This is a genomic window from Galactobacter caseinivorans, from assembly GCF_003640665.1.
GTDB lineage: Bacteria > Actinomycetota > Actinomycetes > Actinomycetales > Micrococcaceae > Galactobacter > Galactobacter caseinivorans.
In genome coordinates this window covers 277012-294668 of sequence record NZ_QQXL01000002.1, presented here as the reverse complement: position 1 = coordinate 294668, position 17657 = coordinate 277012, and the positions used below count along the sequence as shown (strand labels likewise).

18 protein-coding genes are annotated in these 17657 nt (G+C 66.5%); 11 read left to right on the top strand and 7 right to left on the bottom strand.

Going from position 1 to position 17657, the window contains the following annotated elements; all coding sequences use genetic code 11:
- Position 1: 1 nt before the first annotated feature.
- From DWQ67_RS04985 to DWQ67_RS04975, 3 genes are all read left to right on the top strand, one after another.
- Positions 2 to 400 carry a cytochrome c oxidase subunit 4 gene (locus tag DWQ67_RS04985; protein ID WP_121484479.1) on the top strand — a complete coding sequence of 133 codons (399 nt, stop codon included), beginning with the start codon at positions 2 to 4 and terminating at the stop codon, positions 398 to 400.
- A gap of 84 nt (positions 401 to 484) precedes the next feature.
- On the top strand, positions 485 to 1324 hold the full coding sequence (locus DWQ67_RS04980) for a GntR family transcriptional regulator (RefSeq protein WP_121484478.1): 840 nt from the start codon (positions 485 to 487) through the stop codon (positions 1322 to 1324).
- 47 nt (positions 1325 to 1371) lie between these two features.
- Positions 1372 to 1812: a DUF7832 domain-containing protein gene (locus DWQ67_RS04975; protein ID WP_121484477.1), complete on the top strand. Its 441-nt coding sequence runs from the start codon at positions 1372 to 1374 to the stop codon at positions 1810 to 1812.
- A gap of 78 nt (positions 1813 to 1890) precedes the next feature.
- On the opposite strand, the gene qcrB is transcribed toward DWQ67_RS04975, so the two are convergent.
- From qcrB to ctaE, 4 genes are all read right to left on the bottom strand, one after another.
- Positions 1891 to 3555, bottom strand: coding sequence for a cytochrome bc1 complex cytochrome b subunit (gene qcrB / locus DWQ67_RS04970; protein WP_121484476.1), 1665 nt, complete (start codon positions 3553 to 3555; stop codon positions 1891 to 1893).
- 5 nt (positions 3556 to 3560) lie between these two features.
- Positions 3561 to 4613: a cytochrome bc1 complex Rieske iron-sulfur subunit gene (gene qcrA, locus DWQ67_RS04965; protein WP_121484475.1), complete on the bottom strand. Its 1053-nt coding sequence runs from the start codon at positions 4611 to 4613 to the stop codon at positions 3561 to 3563.
- A 66-nt stretch (positions 4614 to 4679) separates the two neighbouring features.
- Positions 4680 to 5486: a cytochrome bc1 complex diheme cytochrome c subunit gene (qcrC, locus tag DWQ67_RS04960; RefSeq protein WP_121484474.1), complete on the bottom strand. Its 807-nt coding sequence runs from the start codon at positions 5484 to 5486 to the stop codon at positions 4680 to 4682.
- A gap of 64 nt (positions 5487 to 5550) precedes the next feature.
- On the bottom strand, positions 5551 to 6201 hold the full coding sequence (gene ctaE, locus DWQ67_RS04955; RefSeq protein ID WP_407645787.1) for an aa3-type cytochrome oxidase subunit III: 651 nt from the start codon (positions 6199 to 6201) through the stop codon (positions 5551 to 5553).
- A 232-nt stretch (positions 6202 to 6433) separates the two neighbouring features.
- Between ctaE and trpD the strand changes: the two genes are divergently transcribed.
- The gene (trpD, locus tag DWQ67_RS04950; protein WP_121484472.1) at positions 6434 to 7477 is read left to right on the top strand and encodes an anthranilate phosphoribosyltransferase; all 1044 of its coding nucleotides are present in this window, start codon (positions 6434 to 6436) and stop codon (positions 7475 to 7477) included.
- 6 nt (positions 7478 to 7483) lie between these two features.
- On the opposite strand, the gene DWQ67_RS04945 is transcribed toward trpD, so the two are convergent.
- Positions 7484 to 7765 carry an Lrp/AsnC family transcriptional regulator gene (locus tag DWQ67_RS04945; protein ID WP_121484471.1) on the bottom strand — a complete coding sequence of 94 codons (282 nt, stop codon included), beginning with the start codon at positions 7763 to 7765 and terminating at the stop codon, positions 7484 to 7486.
- Between the two features lie 86 nt (positions 7766 to 7851).
- Positions 7852 to 8229, bottom strand: coding sequence for a DUF3054 domain-containing protein (locus DWQ67_RS04940; protein ID WP_121484470.1), 378 nt, complete (start codon positions 8227 to 8229; stop codon positions 7852 to 7854).
- Between the two features lie 129 nt (positions 8230 to 8358).
- Between DWQ67_RS04940 and DWQ67_RS04935 the strand changes: the two genes are divergently transcribed.
- The 4 genes from DWQ67_RS04935 (at position 8359) to DWQ67_RS04920 (ending at position 10603) form a co-directional block, all read left to right on the top strand.
- Complete coding sequence (locus DWQ67_RS04935; protein WP_199712604.1) at positions 8359 to 9018, top strand: hypothetical protein; 660 nt, start codon at positions 8359 to 8361, stop codon at positions 9016 to 9018.
- Positions 9019 to 9138: 120 nt separating this feature from the next.
- Positions 9139 to 9789, top strand: coding sequence for a hypothetical protein (locus DWQ67_RS04930; protein ID WP_121484469.1), 651 nt, complete (start codon positions 9139 to 9141; stop codon positions 9787 to 9789).
- Between the two features lie 99 nt (positions 9790 to 9888).
- Complete coding sequence (locus tag DWQ67_RS04925) at positions 9889 to 10071, top strand: hypothetical protein (RefSeq protein ID WP_121484468.1); 183 nt, start codon at positions 9889 to 9891, stop codon at positions 10069 to 10071.
- A 238-nt stretch (positions 10072 to 10309) separates the two neighbouring features.
- Positions 10310 to 10603, top strand: coding sequence for a DUF1540 domain-containing protein (locus tag DWQ67_RS04920; RefSeq protein ID WP_121484467.1), 294 nt, complete (start codon positions 10310 to 10312; stop codon positions 10601 to 10603).
- A 124-nt stretch (positions 10604 to 10727) separates the two neighbouring features.
- Here DWQ67_RS04920 and DWQ67_RS04915 read toward each other — a convergent pair whose 3' ends face one another.
- Positions 10728 to 11798 carry a DUF808 domain-containing protein gene (locus tag DWQ67_RS04915; RefSeq protein ID WP_121484466.1) on the bottom strand — a complete coding sequence of 357 codons (1071 nt, stop codon included), beginning with the start codon at positions 11796 to 11798 and terminating at the stop codon, positions 10728 to 10730.
- A gap of 148 nt (positions 11799 to 11946) precedes the next feature.
- Between DWQ67_RS04915 and DWQ67_RS04910 the strand changes: the two genes are divergently transcribed.
- From DWQ67_RS04910 to DWQ67_RS04900, 3 genes are read left to right on the top strand one after another with little or no spacing between them, the layout of a single operon-like run.
- Positions 11947 to 13509, top strand: coding sequence for a DUF3375 domain-containing protein (locus tag DWQ67_RS04910; protein ID WP_158595374.1), 1563 nt, complete (start codon positions 11947 to 11949; stop codon positions 13507 to 13509).
- The gene (locus DWQ67_RS04905) at positions 13506 to 14243 is read left to right on the top strand and encodes a DUF4194 domain-containing protein (protein WP_121484464.1); all 738 of its coding nucleotides are present in this window, start codon (positions 13506 to 13508) and stop codon (positions 14241 to 14243) included. The genes DWQ67_RS04910 and DWQ67_RS04905 overlap by 4 nt, the downstream gene beginning before the upstream one ends.
- Entirely contained in the window at positions 14240 to 17599 is a 3360-nt protein-coding gene (locus DWQ67_RS04900; protein ID WP_121484463.1) for an ATP-binding protein, read from the top strand. The genes DWQ67_RS04905 and DWQ67_RS04900 overlap by 4 nt, the downstream gene beginning before the upstream one ends.
- Positions 17600 to 17657: the final 58 nt, after the last annotated feature.

The window sequence follows — 17657 nt, the reverse complement described above, 5'->3', positions numbered from 1 at the left end:
GATGCGTAAAGAAGCAACTCTGTTCCTCTGGGGCCTCATCTTCATCCCGCTGGGCGCCATCTACGGCTTCCTCACCGGATTCCACGAGTGGGTGGGCTTCCTGGCCATCATGCTCGTGGGCTGCATGACCACCATGGTCGGCGTGTACCTCTACAAGCACTCTGCCGTCATCGGCGAGCGTCCGGAGGACCGCACCGACGGTGAGATCGCGGAGAAGGCCGGCATCTACGGCTCCTTCACCCCGTGGTCCTGGTGGCCGGTCTCGCTCGGCCTGGCCGCAGCCACCGGCTTCCTCGGACTGGCAGTGGGCTGGTGGATCCTGTTCATCGGCGCCGGCTTCGCCATCGTGGCTGTCATCGGCTGGACGTTCGAGCTGTCCCGCGGCGACTGGGCTCACTGAGCCAGACCGCCCGTCCCGCAGGGGGCGTATCGCGCATCATGCGCGGTACGCCCCCTGCGGCGTTGTGGGTGAAAGAATGGGGACATGTCCTCCCTGCGTCTGCGTGCCGATCGACGCCAGCTCCTGGCCCCCCTCACCGCGGCATGGCACCTGGAACCGCTTGGACAGCAGCCGGCCCAGCGCGGCGGCCGCCAGCGCAGTGGCGAGTCACGGCACCAGGCCCTCACCCGCGTCGTCGGGCACATCATCCGGCTGCAGGCCCGCCCCGGGGACCCGTTCCCTTCAGAGCGGGAGCTGGCGGAAGAACTGCAGGTCTCCCGCGGGACCCTGCGGCAGGCCACGGACGCGCTGGTGGCAGAGGGGGTGCTGGAGCGCGTTCCCGGCCTGGGGACCTTTGTCCCACGGCGCAAGGGCACGCCACGGGTGGGGCTGACCTCCTTCTCCGAGGACATGCAAAGCCGGGGGATGAGCCCCGGTTCGCGGGTGTTGCGGTTCGAATCCACGACTGCCACGGGCTGGCTGGCCCGTGAGATGGGGCTGGAGGTGGGCGCACCGGTGGTGTACCTGCAACGCCTGCTGCTCGCGGATAACGCCCCCATGGCCGTGGATGAGAACTATCTTCCAGCAGATCGCCTTCCTGGGCTGGCCTCGGAGCGCGCGCCACGCTCCCTCTACCGGCTCCTGGAGACGCGCTACGGGATCACGCTGGAGTACGGCGAGGACCAAATTGAGGCCATTGCCGCATCACTGGTGCAATCCCGGCTACTGCACATCAAGGAGGGTGACCCGCTGCTCCAGGTGGTGCGGCACGCCTTCGCGGATGAAGCCCTCATCAACTATTCCGCGGTGTTCTACCGCGCCGACCGCTACCGGCTCTCCGTGCCCCTGACCCGCTCCGGAACGCCTACCCGCCCCTTCCGGTAGCCTGGACGCCACATGAGCAGCTAGGGCGGGCGGGGAAGGAGCGTGGCATGAAGTACGACGACGACGCATGGCACCTGGGTGATGACTTCCCCGAGAACCTGAACGAGCGGGCTGCAGTGACCCACGTTGGCATCTTCCTGGCCTGGTGCCTAGAGAATGAGCTGACGGACCCCAAGTCCTTCACCGAGGCGGACCGCGAGGTCATGTCGCAACGGCGCCAAGCGCCGTCGTACTTCATCCATCAGCGCTGCGATCGCAAGCTCCTGGACGCCCATCTCAGCGAGGAGGGCAACGCCTTTGCCCACGAGTACTACTCCAGCACTGATGAGGACCCGCACTACATCCGCGACTACGAACGGGCCGTCCGGCGCCTGCGGCTGGAAACCATGTACCACGCCCCAGATACGTGGGAGAGCTACGACCGCGTGCGTCCCTACCTAGACAAGGCGCTGGCCAGCTGGCGCAAGCGACAGGCCCGCCTGCACTGATCCTGTGTCTGAAACGCCGCAGGGCCTCTCCCATCTTTCGATGGGGGAGGCCCTGCTGGTATTGCGTGGCGGGGCAGGTCAGTGACCCAACGCCTTTGGCTCGTCGCCGCCCTCCACCTCATGGTGGTGGTGCGCTGCCTCCAGCTCCGCCGGGGTCACCGGTGCCACTCGATCCTCAAGGAAGAACTTGGACCACTTGGCGCGGCGCTTCTCCTGCTTGGTGATCTTGCCGTCCTCGTCCGGCTGGGCCGGAACGTAGACCGGGGTATCGAAGGAGACCAGGCGCCAACGCTTGTACTCGTTGAGCGGCTCGTGCTTCTCCGTAAAGCCACCCTCGGGGCTCATGATGATGATGCCGGCCTCGCGCCCGTGCAGCACCGTCTCGCGATCCTTGCGCTGCAGCGAGAGACAGATGCGGCGGGTGATCCAGAACGCGATGAACGGACCAACGATGAAGATGGTGCGCAGCCAATACGTCACATCGTTCAGCGACACGTGGAAGTGCGTGGCGATGAGGTCGGAGGAGGCTGCTGCCCAGGTGGTGCAGTAGAAGACCACGCCGGCCACGCCCACCGCGGTGCGGAAGGGGGCGTTACGCGGGCGGTCAAGCAGGTGGTGCTCGCGGTTGTCCTTGGTGATCCAGCGCTCAATCCAGGGCCAGGTGAACATGAGACCCAGGATGAGCATGGCCGGGCCAAGCGCCGGGAGGAGCACGTTGAACACAAAGGTGTTCTCTCCCCAAGGCAGTGCCACGTTGCGTTCAAAGGAGAAGTCTCCAAGAACACCCGGCATGAGGCGCAGCGCGCCGTCAACCCAGCCGATGTACCAGTCAGGCTGCGTACCCGCGGACACCGGGGAGGGGTCATAGGGTCCGTAGTTCCAAATGGGGTTAATCGTGAAGAGTGCCGAGATGAAGGCGACAACACCAAAGACCACGAAGAAGAAGCCACCGGCCTTGGCGGCGTACACGGGGCCAACCGGGAAGCCGACCACGTTGTTCTCGGTGCGGCCCGGGCCGGGGTACTGGGTGTGCTTGTGGATGACCACCATCATCAGGTGCAGCACGATCATCAACAGGATGAGGGCTGGCACCAAGAGGATGTGCAGCATATACAGGCGGCCGATGATGGCGGTGCCGGGGAACTCCCCTCCAAAGAGGAAGAAGGAGATGTAGGTACCGACCACCGGGATGGCCTTGATCACGCCGTCGATAATGCGCAGGCCGTTGCCGGAGAGCAGATCATCGGGGAGCGAGTAGCCGGTGAAGCCGGCGGCCATGCCCAGAATCAGCAGCACACCACCAACAACCCAGTTGAGCTCGCGCGGGCGGCGGAAGGCGCCGGTGAAGAAGATGCGGAGCATGTGCACTGACATGCCGGCCACAAAGAGCAGCGCGGACCAGTGGTGCACCTGGCGCATGAAGAGGCCGCCACGGACATCGAAGGAGATGGCCAGCGAGGACTCATACGCCACGGACATTTCCACCCCGCGCAGCGGGATGTAGGAGCCGTCGTAGTGCGTCTCCGCCATGGACGGGTCAAAGAAGAACGTCAGGAAGGTGCCCGAGAGCAACAAGATGACGAAGGAGTACAGCGCGACCTCACCGAACATGAAGGACCAGTGATCGGGGAAGACCTTGCGGCCAAACTCCTTGACCATGCCAGCCGCGCCGGTGCGCTCGTTGACGAAGTTGGCGATACGGCCGGTGCTCGTCTTGGGGGTGTATTCAGAAGTCTGAGTCATGAGGATCAGCCACGCTCCCAGTAGCTCGGGCCAACGGGCTCCTGGAAGTCGCTTTGAGCGACCAGGTAACCCTCGGAATCAACCTCGATGGGCAGCTGCGGCAGCGCGTGTCCCGCGGGGCCGAAGATGACCTTGCATTCCTGCGTGAGGTCAAACGTGGACTGGTGGCAGGGGCACAGCAGGTGGTGCGTCTGCTGCTCGTACAGAGCAACCGGGCAACCCACGTGCGTGCAAATCTTGGAGTAGGCAACGATGCCGTCCACGTTCCAGGTCTCGCGACCGGGGGAGACCGTCATCTTGTCCTCGGGAAGACGCATGAGCAGCACAACTGCCTTGGCCTTCTCGTTGAGCTTGCCCTCCTTGAGCTCGTTGAGCCCCTCCGGGATGACGTGGAACGCCGAACCCAGCTGAACGTCGGAGGCCTTGATGGGCAGCCCGGACGGGTCACGCACCAGGCGCACGCCCTTGGCCCACATGGTGTGGCGCAGGCGGTCAACCATGGCGTTGGCGCCCAGCTGCGAGCGGTCAAGATCGCGGAACATGAAGACGGCCGGGATGGGTGCAACCAGCACGGCGCCGATCAGGGTGTTGCGAAGCACCTTACGGCGATCCATCCCTGACTCCTCGAGAATGGTCTCGATGATCTCCTGCGCCTCTGCGCGCTGGGACTCGGGAGCAATCTCGTGGCGCAGCTCGACGGACTCGTGGTCCGGCATGAGCGCCTTGGCCCAGTGAATGATTCCCAAGCCGATGCCCAGCATGGCGAATGCGGTTCCCAGACCGATCAGCGTGTTCTGCAGTCGAAGCTTGGTGCCGATCTCGATGCCCGAGTGGCCAACCCCAAAGTAACCGACGAAGAACAGCACTGTTCCAATCACCGAGATGATGAATAGCACCATGACCTGGGTCTCGGCGCGCTTGACTGCGCGCGGATCCTTGTCGGTGATGCGCTCGGCGTGGTGAGGCAGACCGGGATTGTGGAACTGGTCCACGCCTCCCTGACCGACCGGATCGACGGCGCCCGAGTTCCTCGAGCCACCGTGACTTTCGTCGCTCATAGTGTCTCTCTACCTTCTCTCAGATGTGCGTGTGAAGTGTGTGATGAGGACTGAAAGCCCTGAGGGTCACGCGTGACGGGACGTGATCCAGATAGTGAAAGCAACCATGAGGCCGAGGCCGGCGGTCCAGATGAACAGCCCCTCTGCCACCGGGCCAAGCGACCCGAGGGCGTTACCGCCCGGGGAGCCCTGCGTTTCCAGCTGCTTCAGGTAAGCGATGACCTGCGTCTTCTCCTCCGGGGTGATGTTGGAGTCGTTGAAGACGGGCATGTTCTGCGGTCCGGTGACCATGGCCTCGTAGATGTGCTTCTCAGTCACACCACTCAGGGTCGGAGCGAACTTGCCGCGGGTCAGGGCGCCGCCGGCTGCTGCAGCGTTGTGGCACATGGCGCAGTTGACGCGGAAGATGGCGCCACCCTCTGCCAGGTCCTCGTCGGAGACGGACTTGGTGTCCAGCTCTTCCTCTGAGGGGATGGCAGGTCCGGCGCCGAGGGAGGCGACGTAGCTGGCCAGGTCACTGGTCTGCTGCTCGTCAAACTGAGCCGGCTTGGCCTGCGCCTGCGGGCCCTGCATCTGCATGGGCATGCGGCCGGTGCCAACCTGGAAGTCGACGGAGGCAGCGCCAACGCCCACCAAGGAGGGGCCGGAGTTGGATCCCTCGGCGCTCAGGCCGTGGCACGTGGCGCAGTTAGCTGCGAACAGCTTCTGGCCGTTTTCTGCGTTGCCAACGGTGGCCTGGGAGCCTTCGGCGGCCTTTGCCTCTGACACTGAGCCTGCGGCGACGGCGTAGAGACCGCCGGTCACCATCAGGCCAATAACGAGGAGGGCGAACACCGCCAGCGGCGAACGCCGACGTTGCGAGAGAGCCTTCACGAGCTGAGTCCTCACTTCGGGGGTGGTGCGAGATTGACGCCCCTGCGGATGGGGCACCGCGGGATTACTTGATGACGTAAATGATGATGAACAGGGCCACCCACACCACGTCGACGAAGTGCCAGTAGTAAGACACAACAACGGCGCTGGTGGCCTCGTGAGCGCCGAAGTTCCGGGCCATGTACGCGCGGGCAACGATGAGCAGGAATGCCACCAAGCCACCAATCACGTGCAGGCCGTGGAAGCCGGTGGTCAGGAAGAACACGGAGCCAAAGGCGGAGCTGGAAAGGCTGATGCCCTCGTGGATCAGTTCGGTGTACTCGAACGCCTGGACGGCGACGAAGACGGCACCCATCAGGAACGAGAGGATGAACCACTCGGCCATGCCCCAGTTCTTGATGTCCATGATGGAGCCGGTGCGGCGCGGCTGAGCCGGCTTGCCGTGGGCTTCCACCTTGTTCACACCAAGCTGGCACGTCACGGAGGACAGCACCAGGATCGTGGAGTTGATGAGGGCCATGGGGAAGTTCAAGACCGCGGCGTCCTGTGCCCAAACCTCGGGCACAGCTGCGCGCAGCGTGAAGTACATGGCAAACAGGGCCGCGAAGAACATCAGCTCTGAAGAGAGCCAGACGATCGTTCCGACGGCGACCATGTTTGGGCGCCTCGGGATGGAGTGCGCCGTGGGGCTGAGTGATGAAGTCGCAGTGGTCACCCGTTCATTATCCTCACTTCGGGCCGATTTACCCAACGCGGACAGGGGCGAGTCCCGCGCCAATCCGCCGATGCGGCCCGGATCCGCGGATTGGCGCGGGTTTAGGCGCACCAGAGTTCTACCACCGGTAGTAGACATGGCGTGTCGTGGTGGCCGTCATCTTGGCTTCATCGCGTCGCGGGGGAGGCCACGGACCGGACTTGCCCGCTAATCTGACGGAGTGAGTTCCTCCATGACTGAGCCGATGAATCCGACCTGGCCCGTAGTTTTGAGCGCCCTCATCGCCGGGGAGGACCTGCCCGTGCGCTGGTCGCAGTGGGCCATGGCAGAGATCATGGACGGCAACGCGAGCGATGTGCAGGTGGCGGGCTTCCTCGTCGCCTTGCGCTCCAAGGGGGAGACGGTGGAGGAATTCACCGGTCTCGTTGAGGCCATGGTTGCGGCGGCGCAGCCTTTGAGTGTGACCGGGCAAACCCTGGACATCGTCGGGACGGGCGGCGACCGCCAGAACACGGTCAACATCTCCACCATGGCCGCCATCGTCGCGGCGGGCGCCGGCGCGCGTGTGGTGAAGCACGGTAACCGTGCCGCCTCGTCAAGCTCCGGTTCCGCGGATGTGATCGGTGCACTGGGGGTCAAGCTAGACCTCAACCCGTCCCTGCTCCCGGCCGTCCTCGATGCCGCTGGTATGACCTTCTGCTTTGCACAGATCTTCCACCCGTCCATGCGCTTTGCCGCTCCGGCGCGCAGTCAGCTCTCCGTGCCCACAGCCTTTAACTTCATGGGGCCCTTGACGAACCCGGCGGATCCGTCCGCCTCAGCCATCGGCTGCGCGGATGAGCGCATGGCCCCGATCATGGCTGGGGTGCTTGCGGCGCGTGGCAAACGGGCCCTCGTGTTCCGTGGCGGCGACGGGCTTGATGAGCTCACCACCACGACCAGCAATCACGTCTGGGAGGTGCGCGAAGGCTCCATCACCGAGAGTGACTTTGACGCCGAATCCGTGGGCCTGGCCCGCGCGACCCTGGATGACCTGCGCGGCGGCGACGCGGCGCACAACGCCCAGGTGGTGCGCGATCTGCTTGGTGGAGCGCATGGCCCCGTCCGCGACGCGGTGCTACTCAACGCGGCTGGCGCACTGGTGGCTTATGACGTCTCGGCGGAGGGCAGCCTCAGGGACCGCATCGCGGCCGCGCTGGTACGTGCCGAGCGCGCCGTCGACTCCGGCGCCGCTGCAGCTGTCCTTGAGCGCTGGGTCCGGTCCACCAACAGCTAGTCGCGACTACTCCAGGCCCAGACTGAAGGCTGCTTCAAGGTCGTGCTGCGAGAAGGCCCGGAAGGCGATGTGGGTGGTGGTCCCGACCACGCCTGGCACCTTGGAGAGTCGGTTGGGGATCACGTCCGCCAGGTCCTCATGCCTGCGCACCCGCACCACACCGATCAGGTCCCAGTCGCCGCCGGCGATGGAGTACACCTCTGCCACGCCCTCCAGTTCGGAGATCTGCTGTGCCGCCTCCGGGATGAGGCCAGCGTCCACCTGGATCATGACAAATGCGGTGATCATGGGCCCTCCTCAAGGCTCGCGCGGGGCGGGCTGATGCCGTCCCATTGCGCCTCCCACGCTACCCGAGCGGGGTGGCAGCTCGGCGTCTAGCCGCGCAATTTCACGCGGTTGCGAATGAGGAGCCCGGCCACGGCTCGGCGGCCCAACAGGAACAGCCCCAGGATGCCAAGCGTCACAAAGAGGAAGGCCAAGGCAAAGCCCCCACCGGTGAGTACCCGCAGCGCCATGCCGAAAAGAACGGTGATGAGCCACACCAGCAATCCCCATGGCCATACCTCGTTGATGGTTTTCCAGGGCTTGGTGAGCACGGTGCCAATCACCAGGGCAACCAGGAACGGCCAGGCCACATTCAGGGTGCCGAGCACGCTCGCGGTGTCCTCGTGGGAGGCCCTGCCAGAGGCGGCAAAGACGATGACCAACACAATGTCCAGGGCGAACCACGGGAGCCAGGAATAGCGACGCATGCCTCCGATTCTAGGCTGGCGCGGCACCCTCGCCGGTCACTCGCGAGGCGGGCACAGCCCCCATGGGTTGTATCGAAGAAAACAAGCCAGAGACTTTGTAAGTCGGAAAACAAGGTCTAGAGTCTGTATATGATCGTTATCACGATAGACCAGCGCGACTCGCGCCGCCGCGAGGACGAAGTCCCAGCCCTCATCACCAGCCTGGCCGGTGTTCCCACGGTGCGCCCGTTTCAGCGCACGGCGGGTGATGAGGTCCAGGCAGTGCTCGACGACGCTGGGGCGGCGATCGGCGTTGCCCTGAGCTTGGGTGCCGGTGGGCGCTGGAGCGTCGGCCTGGGGGTGGGGCGGGTGCATCTGCCGCTCCCGGCCGAGACGCGGGCGGGCAGCGGCGAGGCCTTCGAAGCGGCGCGCGTCGCCGTGGAGCGGGCCAAGACCCTGAGCGGGCGTATCGGCGTGGTGGTTCCGAGTGACCCGGCAGAGGCGGCTCGGCTGCAGGCGGAGCTGAGCCTACTGAGCCTGACCCTGGCTCGCCGCACACCCCAACAAGCCGAGGCGGCCGCGCTGCGCTCAGCGGGTTCCACCCAGGCTCAGATCGCCGAGCGGCTTGGCATCTCGCAGCAGGCGGTGTCCTCCCGGCTCGCGGCGGGTCAGGTGGAGGAGGCGGCGGCGCTCGTGGAGAGCGTGGTGCCGGCCCTGGAGCGCACCCTCACCGCGTTGGCGGCTGGGCCGGCGGAGAAACGGGACCGGCTGGGCGAGGCGTCTGAGCGAGGCGTCGGCGGCCAAAGCTAGGCTGGACACAGGGAGCCCGCTCGCGGGCGATCCCTGACAGAGCACATCGAGACCGGCAGGCACATCGAGACTGGCAGGCACATCGTGACTGGCAGTCGCAACGAGGCTGGAGGCTGAGGCATGGCATGGATCGCTGCTGCGCTCATGGTGGTGGCCACGGCGCTCTCTGCACCCACACTGTTTGCGCCGCATCGGGTGGCACGGGGCGCGGCACGGCTCATAGCGCTCGGATCCGTCCTGCTGCTCGGGGCCGCCGCCGTGTGTGCGGTGGTGGCTGCGCAACATGACGAGGGGCTTCCTGTCTGGTGGGCCCAACCCCTCTGCGTGCTTGCGGCGATCAGCGCAGGTTCCTCCATCACCATGGCTGTCCTCTCCCTGACGCGAATGCGGGCTCCAGGTGCCGCGCCGACGCCCGGTGCGGCGCCTGGTGCCGCGCCCGCCGAGGAAGAGGAATCCAACCAGCCGGCGGATTCCGCGCCGGGGGAGAGCCGCCAGGCCACCAGCGACGCGGCGGATCCCGGAGCCTCGCTTCTGCGCGGCGGATCCCTCATCGGCGTGTTTGAGCGCGCGGGCGTCACGAGCACCCTGTTGGCCGGATGGCCGGAGGGCCTTGCCGTGGTGCTTGCGCTGAAGGGGCTTGGCCGCTTCCCGGAACTGAAGTCCAGCCAAGGGCAGGGCGCTGCGGAACGGTTCATCCTTGGAACCTCCGTCAGCGTGCTTGTCGCGGCCGCCTGCGCGGGGCTCGCGGTGCTGCTGACACTGCATGCTTAGGGCGAACACACCGCTCGGATGCTTGTCCCCAGGCGCCCGAGGCTGGAAGATCAAGGAACCTTTGACGGCCGCCCGTGCCGTCGGGATCGTGGAGGAACCATGAGCGGCAAGCACATTGCGCAGTCCGACGAGCCGAACGAGCTCTTCAAGGACGAAGAGGGTGTGGAGCGGTTGCCGGATGGCGAGGCAGTGGAGTCCACCCCCGTCCAGCGCGCGGCCGAGGCACAAGAGGCCCTGCAGGACGAAAAGGCGGAGACGCTCTCCACCGACGGCTACCTCTGAGCAGCCCGCGGCCATCAGTCCGGGAAGCCGCGCAGCAGGGCCTCTGATCCCGCCACGAGTGGCGTGCGCTGCCCGGCCTTCGTTGCCTGGCGTGAGCGCGCAAGATCGCTCACGAGTGACGCGTGGTGGCAAGGACACCCTTGCCACCTCACGCACCCATTTCATGCGCAGGAAAGGCCTTCTTTGCGCTGCGGCAGGGGCGTAGATTCGCAGTCCACCCACGGACCAGGAGGATCGAATGACCGCTCACGTCACCGAGGTAGCCGGGTGCACGGTTCAGGCCTGCGCCTTTAACCACGACCACGACTGCAACGCCTTCGCCATCACCGTTTCTGGCAGCCAATCCCACGCCAGTTGCGGCACCTTCATCGATACCGGAGCACTGGGTGGTCTGCCCAAGGTGCTCGCGCATGTGGGCGCCTGCCAGCGCTCCGAGTGTGTGCACAATGAGGACCTCATGTGTGGGGCCCAGAATGTGCGCATCGGCCCGGGCGCAGAAGCCGCCGACTGCCTCAGCTACCAGGCCAGCTGACCCCAACCGACATACTCCGCTCCGGTCGCGACAGCGCCGCGTCACCCTCATGGGTGACGCGGCGCTGTGGCGATCTGGCCTTGTTGGGCCTGCTTACGTGTTGCTGCGGGCCTTGAAGCCGGCGTTAGCGTTCGGTGCCGCCCGACGCCGTGTCGGTGGGCTCCGGTGAGGCGACGGGCCGGCTGGAACCGGGCCGAGCGGCGTCGGGCACAGTGTCCTTCCCGGTGGGCTCCGCTGCGGCCTGCTCAGCGCCGTGCGCGGCAGCCTGCTTCTGGGGCAGGGCACGGCGCACCAGCATGACGACGCCCACGACGGCAGCGCCGATCACAAAGCCGATAATCGCGGAGCAGAGCGTGTTCACGAGCCAGCCGAGGACGGCCCCGGCGCCGCCGGTGGCGTCATGGACGGCGACCTCCCAGTGGTGCACCAGCTCGTAGGGGGCCGTGAGACCCAGGTCGTTGGTGCCGACCAGGAGGATGTGTCCGCCGACCCACATCATGGCGATGATGCCAACGTTGGCCAGCACGGCCATCACGATGGGCATGGCCTTGACCAGGCCGCGGCCAAAGGTCTTGACCGCGCCGTTCCTTTGCACGGCCAGCTTGAGCCCGATGTCATCCATTTTGACGATCAGGGCGACCACGCCGTAGACCAGGATGGTGATCAGGAAGGCGACCACGGTCAGGATGATGGCCTGGCGGAAGACGGGCTCGTGATCCACCTCGTTGAGGGCAATCACCATGATCTCCGCGGACAGGATCAGGTCAGTGCGGACGGCGCCGCTAATGACGGTCTTCTCGTCCTTTTGTCCGTTGCCCTCCGCCTCATGGTGGGAGATCCAGTGCAGCTTCTCCATGATCTTTTCCGCACCCTCAAAAGCCAGGTACAGCCCGCCAACCATGAGGATCGGGGTCAGCGCCCAGGGTGCAAAGGCGCTCAGGAGCAGCGCAATGGGAAGGATGAAGAGCATCTTGTTCCGGATGGAGCCAAGCGCGATCTTCCAGATGATCGGTAGCTCGCGGTTGGCCGAGAGCCCCTCCACGTAGCGGGGGGTCACCGCGGCGTCGTCCACCACCACACCCATCGCCTTGGCGCTGGCCTTTCCGGCCAGCAGGCCCACGTCGTCAAGAGAGGCAGCGGTCGCTTTCACGAGGGCTGCCACGTCGTCAAGAAGTGCTACTAATCCACCGGCCATGCACTCATCCTAAGGTGCACACCGCCCCGGCCCATGCCGATATGCTCTTGGGGGCGCGTTTGCGAGGCGTCCCCAAGAAATTCCAGATCAAAGGATGGATGCGCGTGGTGAAAAGGCGTGGCGATACTCCCTCCTGGATGGGCGCGCGGTGAGTGATCTCGCGGCGGAGATGCACCGCCTGGGGCAGGCGGCCCGCGGGCCGGCCCTGAACCTCATCAATCACAAGTGGTCCGCCCTGGTCCTTGGCGTCTTTCGCCTGACCTTTGGAGCGCGCGGGGGAGCGGTGCGTGCCGAGCGGCTGCACTCCCAGGTGGACTCCTACCTGGAGGAGCTGCGGGAGCTGGGCCACGAGGTCCCTCCACATGCCACCGGCCGCACCCTGTGCCTGTCTTGGACCCACGAACAATGGCTGACCCGCATCCCGACCGAGGACGGCGGCGAGGCCTACGAGCGCACCAGCCACGCCCTGGTCGCTGACCGGGTCATGGGCGGCCTGACCAGCGAGCGTGCGCTGCTGAGCGAGTCCCGCCTCACCACCATCCTTGATGCAGCCCGCCGCTGGGCCTCTGAGGCCAACCCGGATCGGCAGGCCCGCATGGCCGGACTGCAGGCGCAGATTGATGCCCTCGGCGCAGAGCTGGAGCGGTTGGCCGCAGGCGGGGCCATGTCCCGCGCGGACGAGGAGAGCATGGGCACCGGCTACGCCGACGTCACCGACCTGCTGGCCCAGCTCCCCGGTGACTTCCGCCGCGTGGAAGAGTCCCTTGAACGCATCCACCGCAAGATGATCAACGACTTCCGCCGCGATGACCGCCCCAAGGGCGAGGTGCTCGATGCGTACCTCGAGGCCAGCGAGCACCTCATGACCGCCACCGATGAGGGGCGGGCCTTTGAGGGCGCGCTGCGCATCCTGAACGACGACGCCCTGTTGGCGCGTTTCCGCGAGGATCTGCGCACCATCCTTGAGCACCCCTTCGCCGCGAACCTGAGCCCCAAGGCGCGCTCGGAGTTCCTTGGCGCTGCCTCGGTGCTGCGCCGCGGCCTCTACGACGTGCAAAGCAGGCAACACAAGGCCTCGCGTTCCTTGGCCGACTACCTCTCCAGCGCGGACGCCGCGGCGGATCGGCGGGTGAGCCAGGTCCTGCACCGCTTGCAACAGGAGTTGGCGCTGTGGATGCAGACGGCCCGTCCGCGCGACGCCGTCTCACTTGAGCGCATGCCGGCTCGCGCCGAGTTGGCGCACCTGCGCCTTCGCCTCCACGACCCGGTACCACCGCCTCCCGCCGAACCACTGGCGCACGTGCTGGACGAAGCCCCCGAGCCGCTGAGCCTGAGCGACGTCCGCCGCTACGGCGGTCCGCTGCTGCGCGAGGTGCGACAGGGCGTCCTTGGCTCCCTAGACGCGGGGCAGAGCGCCAGCCTCGGAGAGGCCTTCAATACCCTCCCGGAGCACCTCAGACGCCCGGTGGAACTCTATGGCCTCATGGAGTTGGCGGCGGAGTGGGGCCTTGACCCAGAAGGGGGCGGCGGGCAGTTCGACGTCGTGACGGCGCAGCGCCCCGACGGGAGCTTGCGCACCTTGAGCATCCCGCACCTAGAACTCGCCGATCCAGGCCCGCACAACCGCCCACGCAACAGCCCACGCACCAGCCCACACAGCACCACGGCGCCTCAAGGGAGCCAGCAGGAGAAGGAAGAGGACAACGGATGAGTGCCGAGCACCGCGGTAGCGATCGCTTTGCGGAGGCGGCGGATCCGCTGGAGACCGCAGCCGCCCACGAGGCGGGTTCTGGCATTGAGGATCACTCCGCCTCCAGCCTGTCCATCTATGAGGGCGATGAGGGCACGCTGACCCTGCCGGAACGCCGCGCCCTCGTGGAGCTGCTGCGCCACCAGGTCATCACGGTGGAGCGCCACCCGCGCGAATTTGCCACGCTGTCCGGTCCCAGCAGGCGGCTGCTCTCCTCCCGCCTGCATGACCTCTTCCTTGAGTTGGTCATCGACGACGAGCGCGGCGTGGCCTACAAGACGCAAATCCGCGGCGAGGGCGGCGGGGCCTTCCCGGCCCTGCTCCGTGACACGGCGTATTCCCGCGAGGCCACGGTGCTGTTGGTCCAGCTGCGCCAACGCCACCTGGCGGAGCGCTCGGCCGGGAGCGCGCGGGTCTTCGTTGACCTGCAGGATTGCCTGGATGCGGTGGAGCGCTTTAGGCCCGCCCACGCCGGGGACGTGTCAGGGGATCAAGCCCGCGCGCACACCGCCGTGGAGTCACTGCGCGCCGCTGGCGTGTTGGTCAGCGGCGCAGAGGAAGACCGCTTCGAGATCACCGACGTGATCGAGGTGATCCTGCCGCTTCCCAGGCTGGAGGAGCTCGTGAGACGTCTGATGGAACTCAACCGGCCCGGGCTGGCCGGGGAGAGCGCAAGTGAGGAGAACCCCGCATGAGCGAGATCCCGATGTTTCCCGGCTACTCAGAGGGCACCATGCAGTGGAAGGCGCAGAGCCTGCAGATGGTGAACTGGGGCGGCTTCCACGGCCATCACGTGGTGGAGTTTGCCCCCGGAAGCACCCTGCTTTCCGGGGCCTCTGGCACCGGCAAGTCCACCTTGCTTGATGCCTACCTTGCGCTCATGATGCCCAGTACCGTTCCGTTCAACGGCGCGTCCAATGACGCAACGCAGGGCAGGGCCCGCGGCGTGGACCAGCGCAACGTGCTCTCCTACCTGCGTGGCAAGCGTGACTCCGCCCGCGACGGCGAGGCGCTCACCGATGAGGTGTTGCGCGGTGAGAAGACCCCGGTGTGGGGCGCCCTCGCCATGACCTTTGTTGATGATCGGGGCCGGCTATTCACCGCGCTGCGCGTCTACTACGCCGCGGCCGGGGCCACTCGCTCCACCGACGTTCTGGCCCGCAAGTTCACCCTGGGTGGCGCGCTTGACCTCTCCGAGTTGGAGGAGTTTGCCGAGCGCCGCTTTGATCCGCGCAGCCTGCGCGCACGCTTCGCTGGGCTGAGCTATCACGACACTGACCTCAAGTTCACCGATGCGCTCACCACTCGCCTTGGCATCGGGGCCAACGGCGGGGGAGACAACGCCCTGCGCCTGCTGGCGCGGATCCAGGCCGGGTACCAGGTCAAGACCGTTGACAGCTTGTATAAGCAGATGGTGCTGGAGGAGCCCCAGACCTTTGCCGTGGCAGACCGCGCCCTGGAACAGTTCCGCAGCCTGAACCAGGCCTATGAGGACCTGGAGACGGACGGCGCCAAGGTGCACGCCCTGGAGCGCATCGACGCGCTGCATGCGGCCTACCTTGAGTCGCACGAACGGGCCAGGCGTCTGGACACCTTTGGGCTGGCCAAGGAGGGCGGCCAGACCCCGTTCTCCCTGTGGGCTCTGCTCGTGGAGCAGAGGTTGCTGGGGGAGGCAGAGGAGGCCAACCGCCGGGATCGCACCGCCACGCGCTCACGCCTGGTGCTCGCCAAGGAGAACACCGCCACTCTTGCCTCGGAGTTGGCGCAGGTGCAGGAACGCCAGCGGGCGGAGGGTGGCGGGGCCCTTGACCTGTTGACCTCGCGCCTGGACGAGGCCCGTTCGCGTGCCGAGCGGATTGAGCACGCGCGCCACGATCTGGACCGGCTCAGCCGCTCGCTCGGCATGGAATGCGACAACGCGGCCGCCCTCGCCTCGCTGCAGGCGCAGGGCGCAGATTTCCTGGCCGCCGCGCCGGAGCGGGAGGCCGCCCTGGGTGCCGAGCGCGACGCTCAGGTGGAGGCCGCGCCGTTGCTCAAGGCCCGGCGGGCCGAGTTACAGGCGGAACACGAGTCGTTGCGTTCACGCGACGGCCGCGTTCCGGTAGGGCACGACGCTGCTCGCCGCCAGATTGCCGAGGCCTGCGGTTTGCGCGCGGAGGACCTTCCCTTCGCGGCTGAGTTGCTAGATATCGCGCCGGAACACGCGAGCTGGCGGCACGCTGCAGAGGTGACGCTGCGCGGCGTCGGGCTGACGCTGCTGATGGACGCCCGCCGCCAGCAGCAGATCCGCGAGAGCATCGATTCCCTGCGCCTCGAGACGCGAGTCAGTTTTGAGGGCGTGGACCTGAGCGCCACCCTGCGCCTTCCCCAGGACTCGGGCATGGTCTCCGGCAAGCTCATCTTGAAGGACTCACCGTTCTCCGCCTGGGTCGCCGAACGGGTCACGCGCCCGGGCGTGGATCATCTCTGTGTGGACACCGCCGCCGAGCTAGGTGGCGAGCTGCCCAAGGTGACCCCGCAGGGGCAGACCTCGCGTGGTTCTGGGGGAGCGCACGGCAGGTCCCGTGGACAGCAGGACATCCTTGGTTTCTCCAATGCCGACCGGCGCCGGGAGATTGAGCAAGAGGCTGAGTCTCTGACGGCCCGCCTGGGTGAACACGAGGACGTGCGCGCCGCCATTGGCGTGCAGCTGGCCTCGCTGCGCTCGCGTTGCGATGCCTTCACGGCGCTGGCCACGGTGCGCTGGGAGCAGGTGGATACCGCTGCAGCCCAGGCGCAGGTGGAGTCCCTGAGCGCCCAGCTGGATGAACTGCTAGAGAAGTCTGACCTCCTGGGTGCGCTGCGCCAGCGTGAGCAGGGCATCAGCGCCGAGCTGGAGACGGCGCGCGAGGAGCTGGTGCGCGCCCGCGACCACGAGCGCGACCTGGAGGCGGCGTGGTCCGCTCTCACGGACCGCCAGGACCAGGTCAGCGACGGGATTGAGCAGCTGCGCCATGAGGCGGGGGTGGAACTGGATCAGGATGATCACGACCACCTGGATGTGCTGCTGCGCGAGCGCGACGACGAGGTGGATCACCGAGGTTTGGCCAAGGTGGTGCGCGCTCTGCGCCACGAGCTGGATGAGCGGGCAGCCAGGGAACGCAAGGCGGCGGACGCGGCCCGCGAGGCGCTGGAGGGTACCTTTGCCCACTTCAACCAGCGCTGGCCGGATCCCAACCGCGGCGCAGGCGTGGAGTCCTATGAGGAGTTCAGGGGGATCTCAGAGGAGATCAAGCGCCACGGCCTCTTTGAACGCCGCCAGGTCTTCAGCCGTCGCTTCCAGAACTGGAGCGGCAACGACCTGAAGCTGCTCCACGATGCCTATGACGCATCCATGGCGGACATCGAGGAGCGCCTGGAGCCGGTCAATCAGATCCTTGAGTCGCTTCCGTTTGGCCCGCAGGGGGACAGGCTGCGCATTGAGGTCCGCCGCCTGGCACCAGAGGCCCTCGTGAGCTTCCGGCGCCGCTTGCGCGAGCTCTCCTCTGATGTGGCGAGCGAGTGGAGCGAGGCGGAGTCCGAGCAGCGCTTTGAGCGCCTGCGCGAGTTCATGGGCCTGCTGGCCCAGACCGAAGGGAAGGGTGCCGCCCGCCGCGATGAGCTCCTGGATGTGCGCAAGCACCTGGAGATGACGGCGGCGCGGCTGGGGCCGGCCGGAAACGTCATTAGCTCCTACGCCTCCCTTGGTGGCAAGAGCGGTGGCGAGTCCCAGGAGCTGGTGGCCTTCATTGTGGGCTCCGCGTTGCGCTACCAACTGGGCGACGAGACCCGCACCCGTCCGCGCTTTGCACCCGTGTTCCTCGATGAGGGCTTTGTGAAGTCTGACAGCGAGTTTGCCGGGCGCGCAGTCCAAGCGTGGATCGGCCTGGGCTTCCAGCTGGTGATCGGCGCCCCCTTGGATAAGGTCACCGCCCTTGAACCGCACATGGACCTGAACCTGTCCGTGACGAAGAACCAGGTGACGGGCTATTCCTTTGTCACCCCATTCAGGGACGCAGAGCCGGCGGTCTAGGCACAGGTCGAGGCACCGGTCGAGGCACCGGTCGAGGCACAGCTAAAAAGGGGGGCAG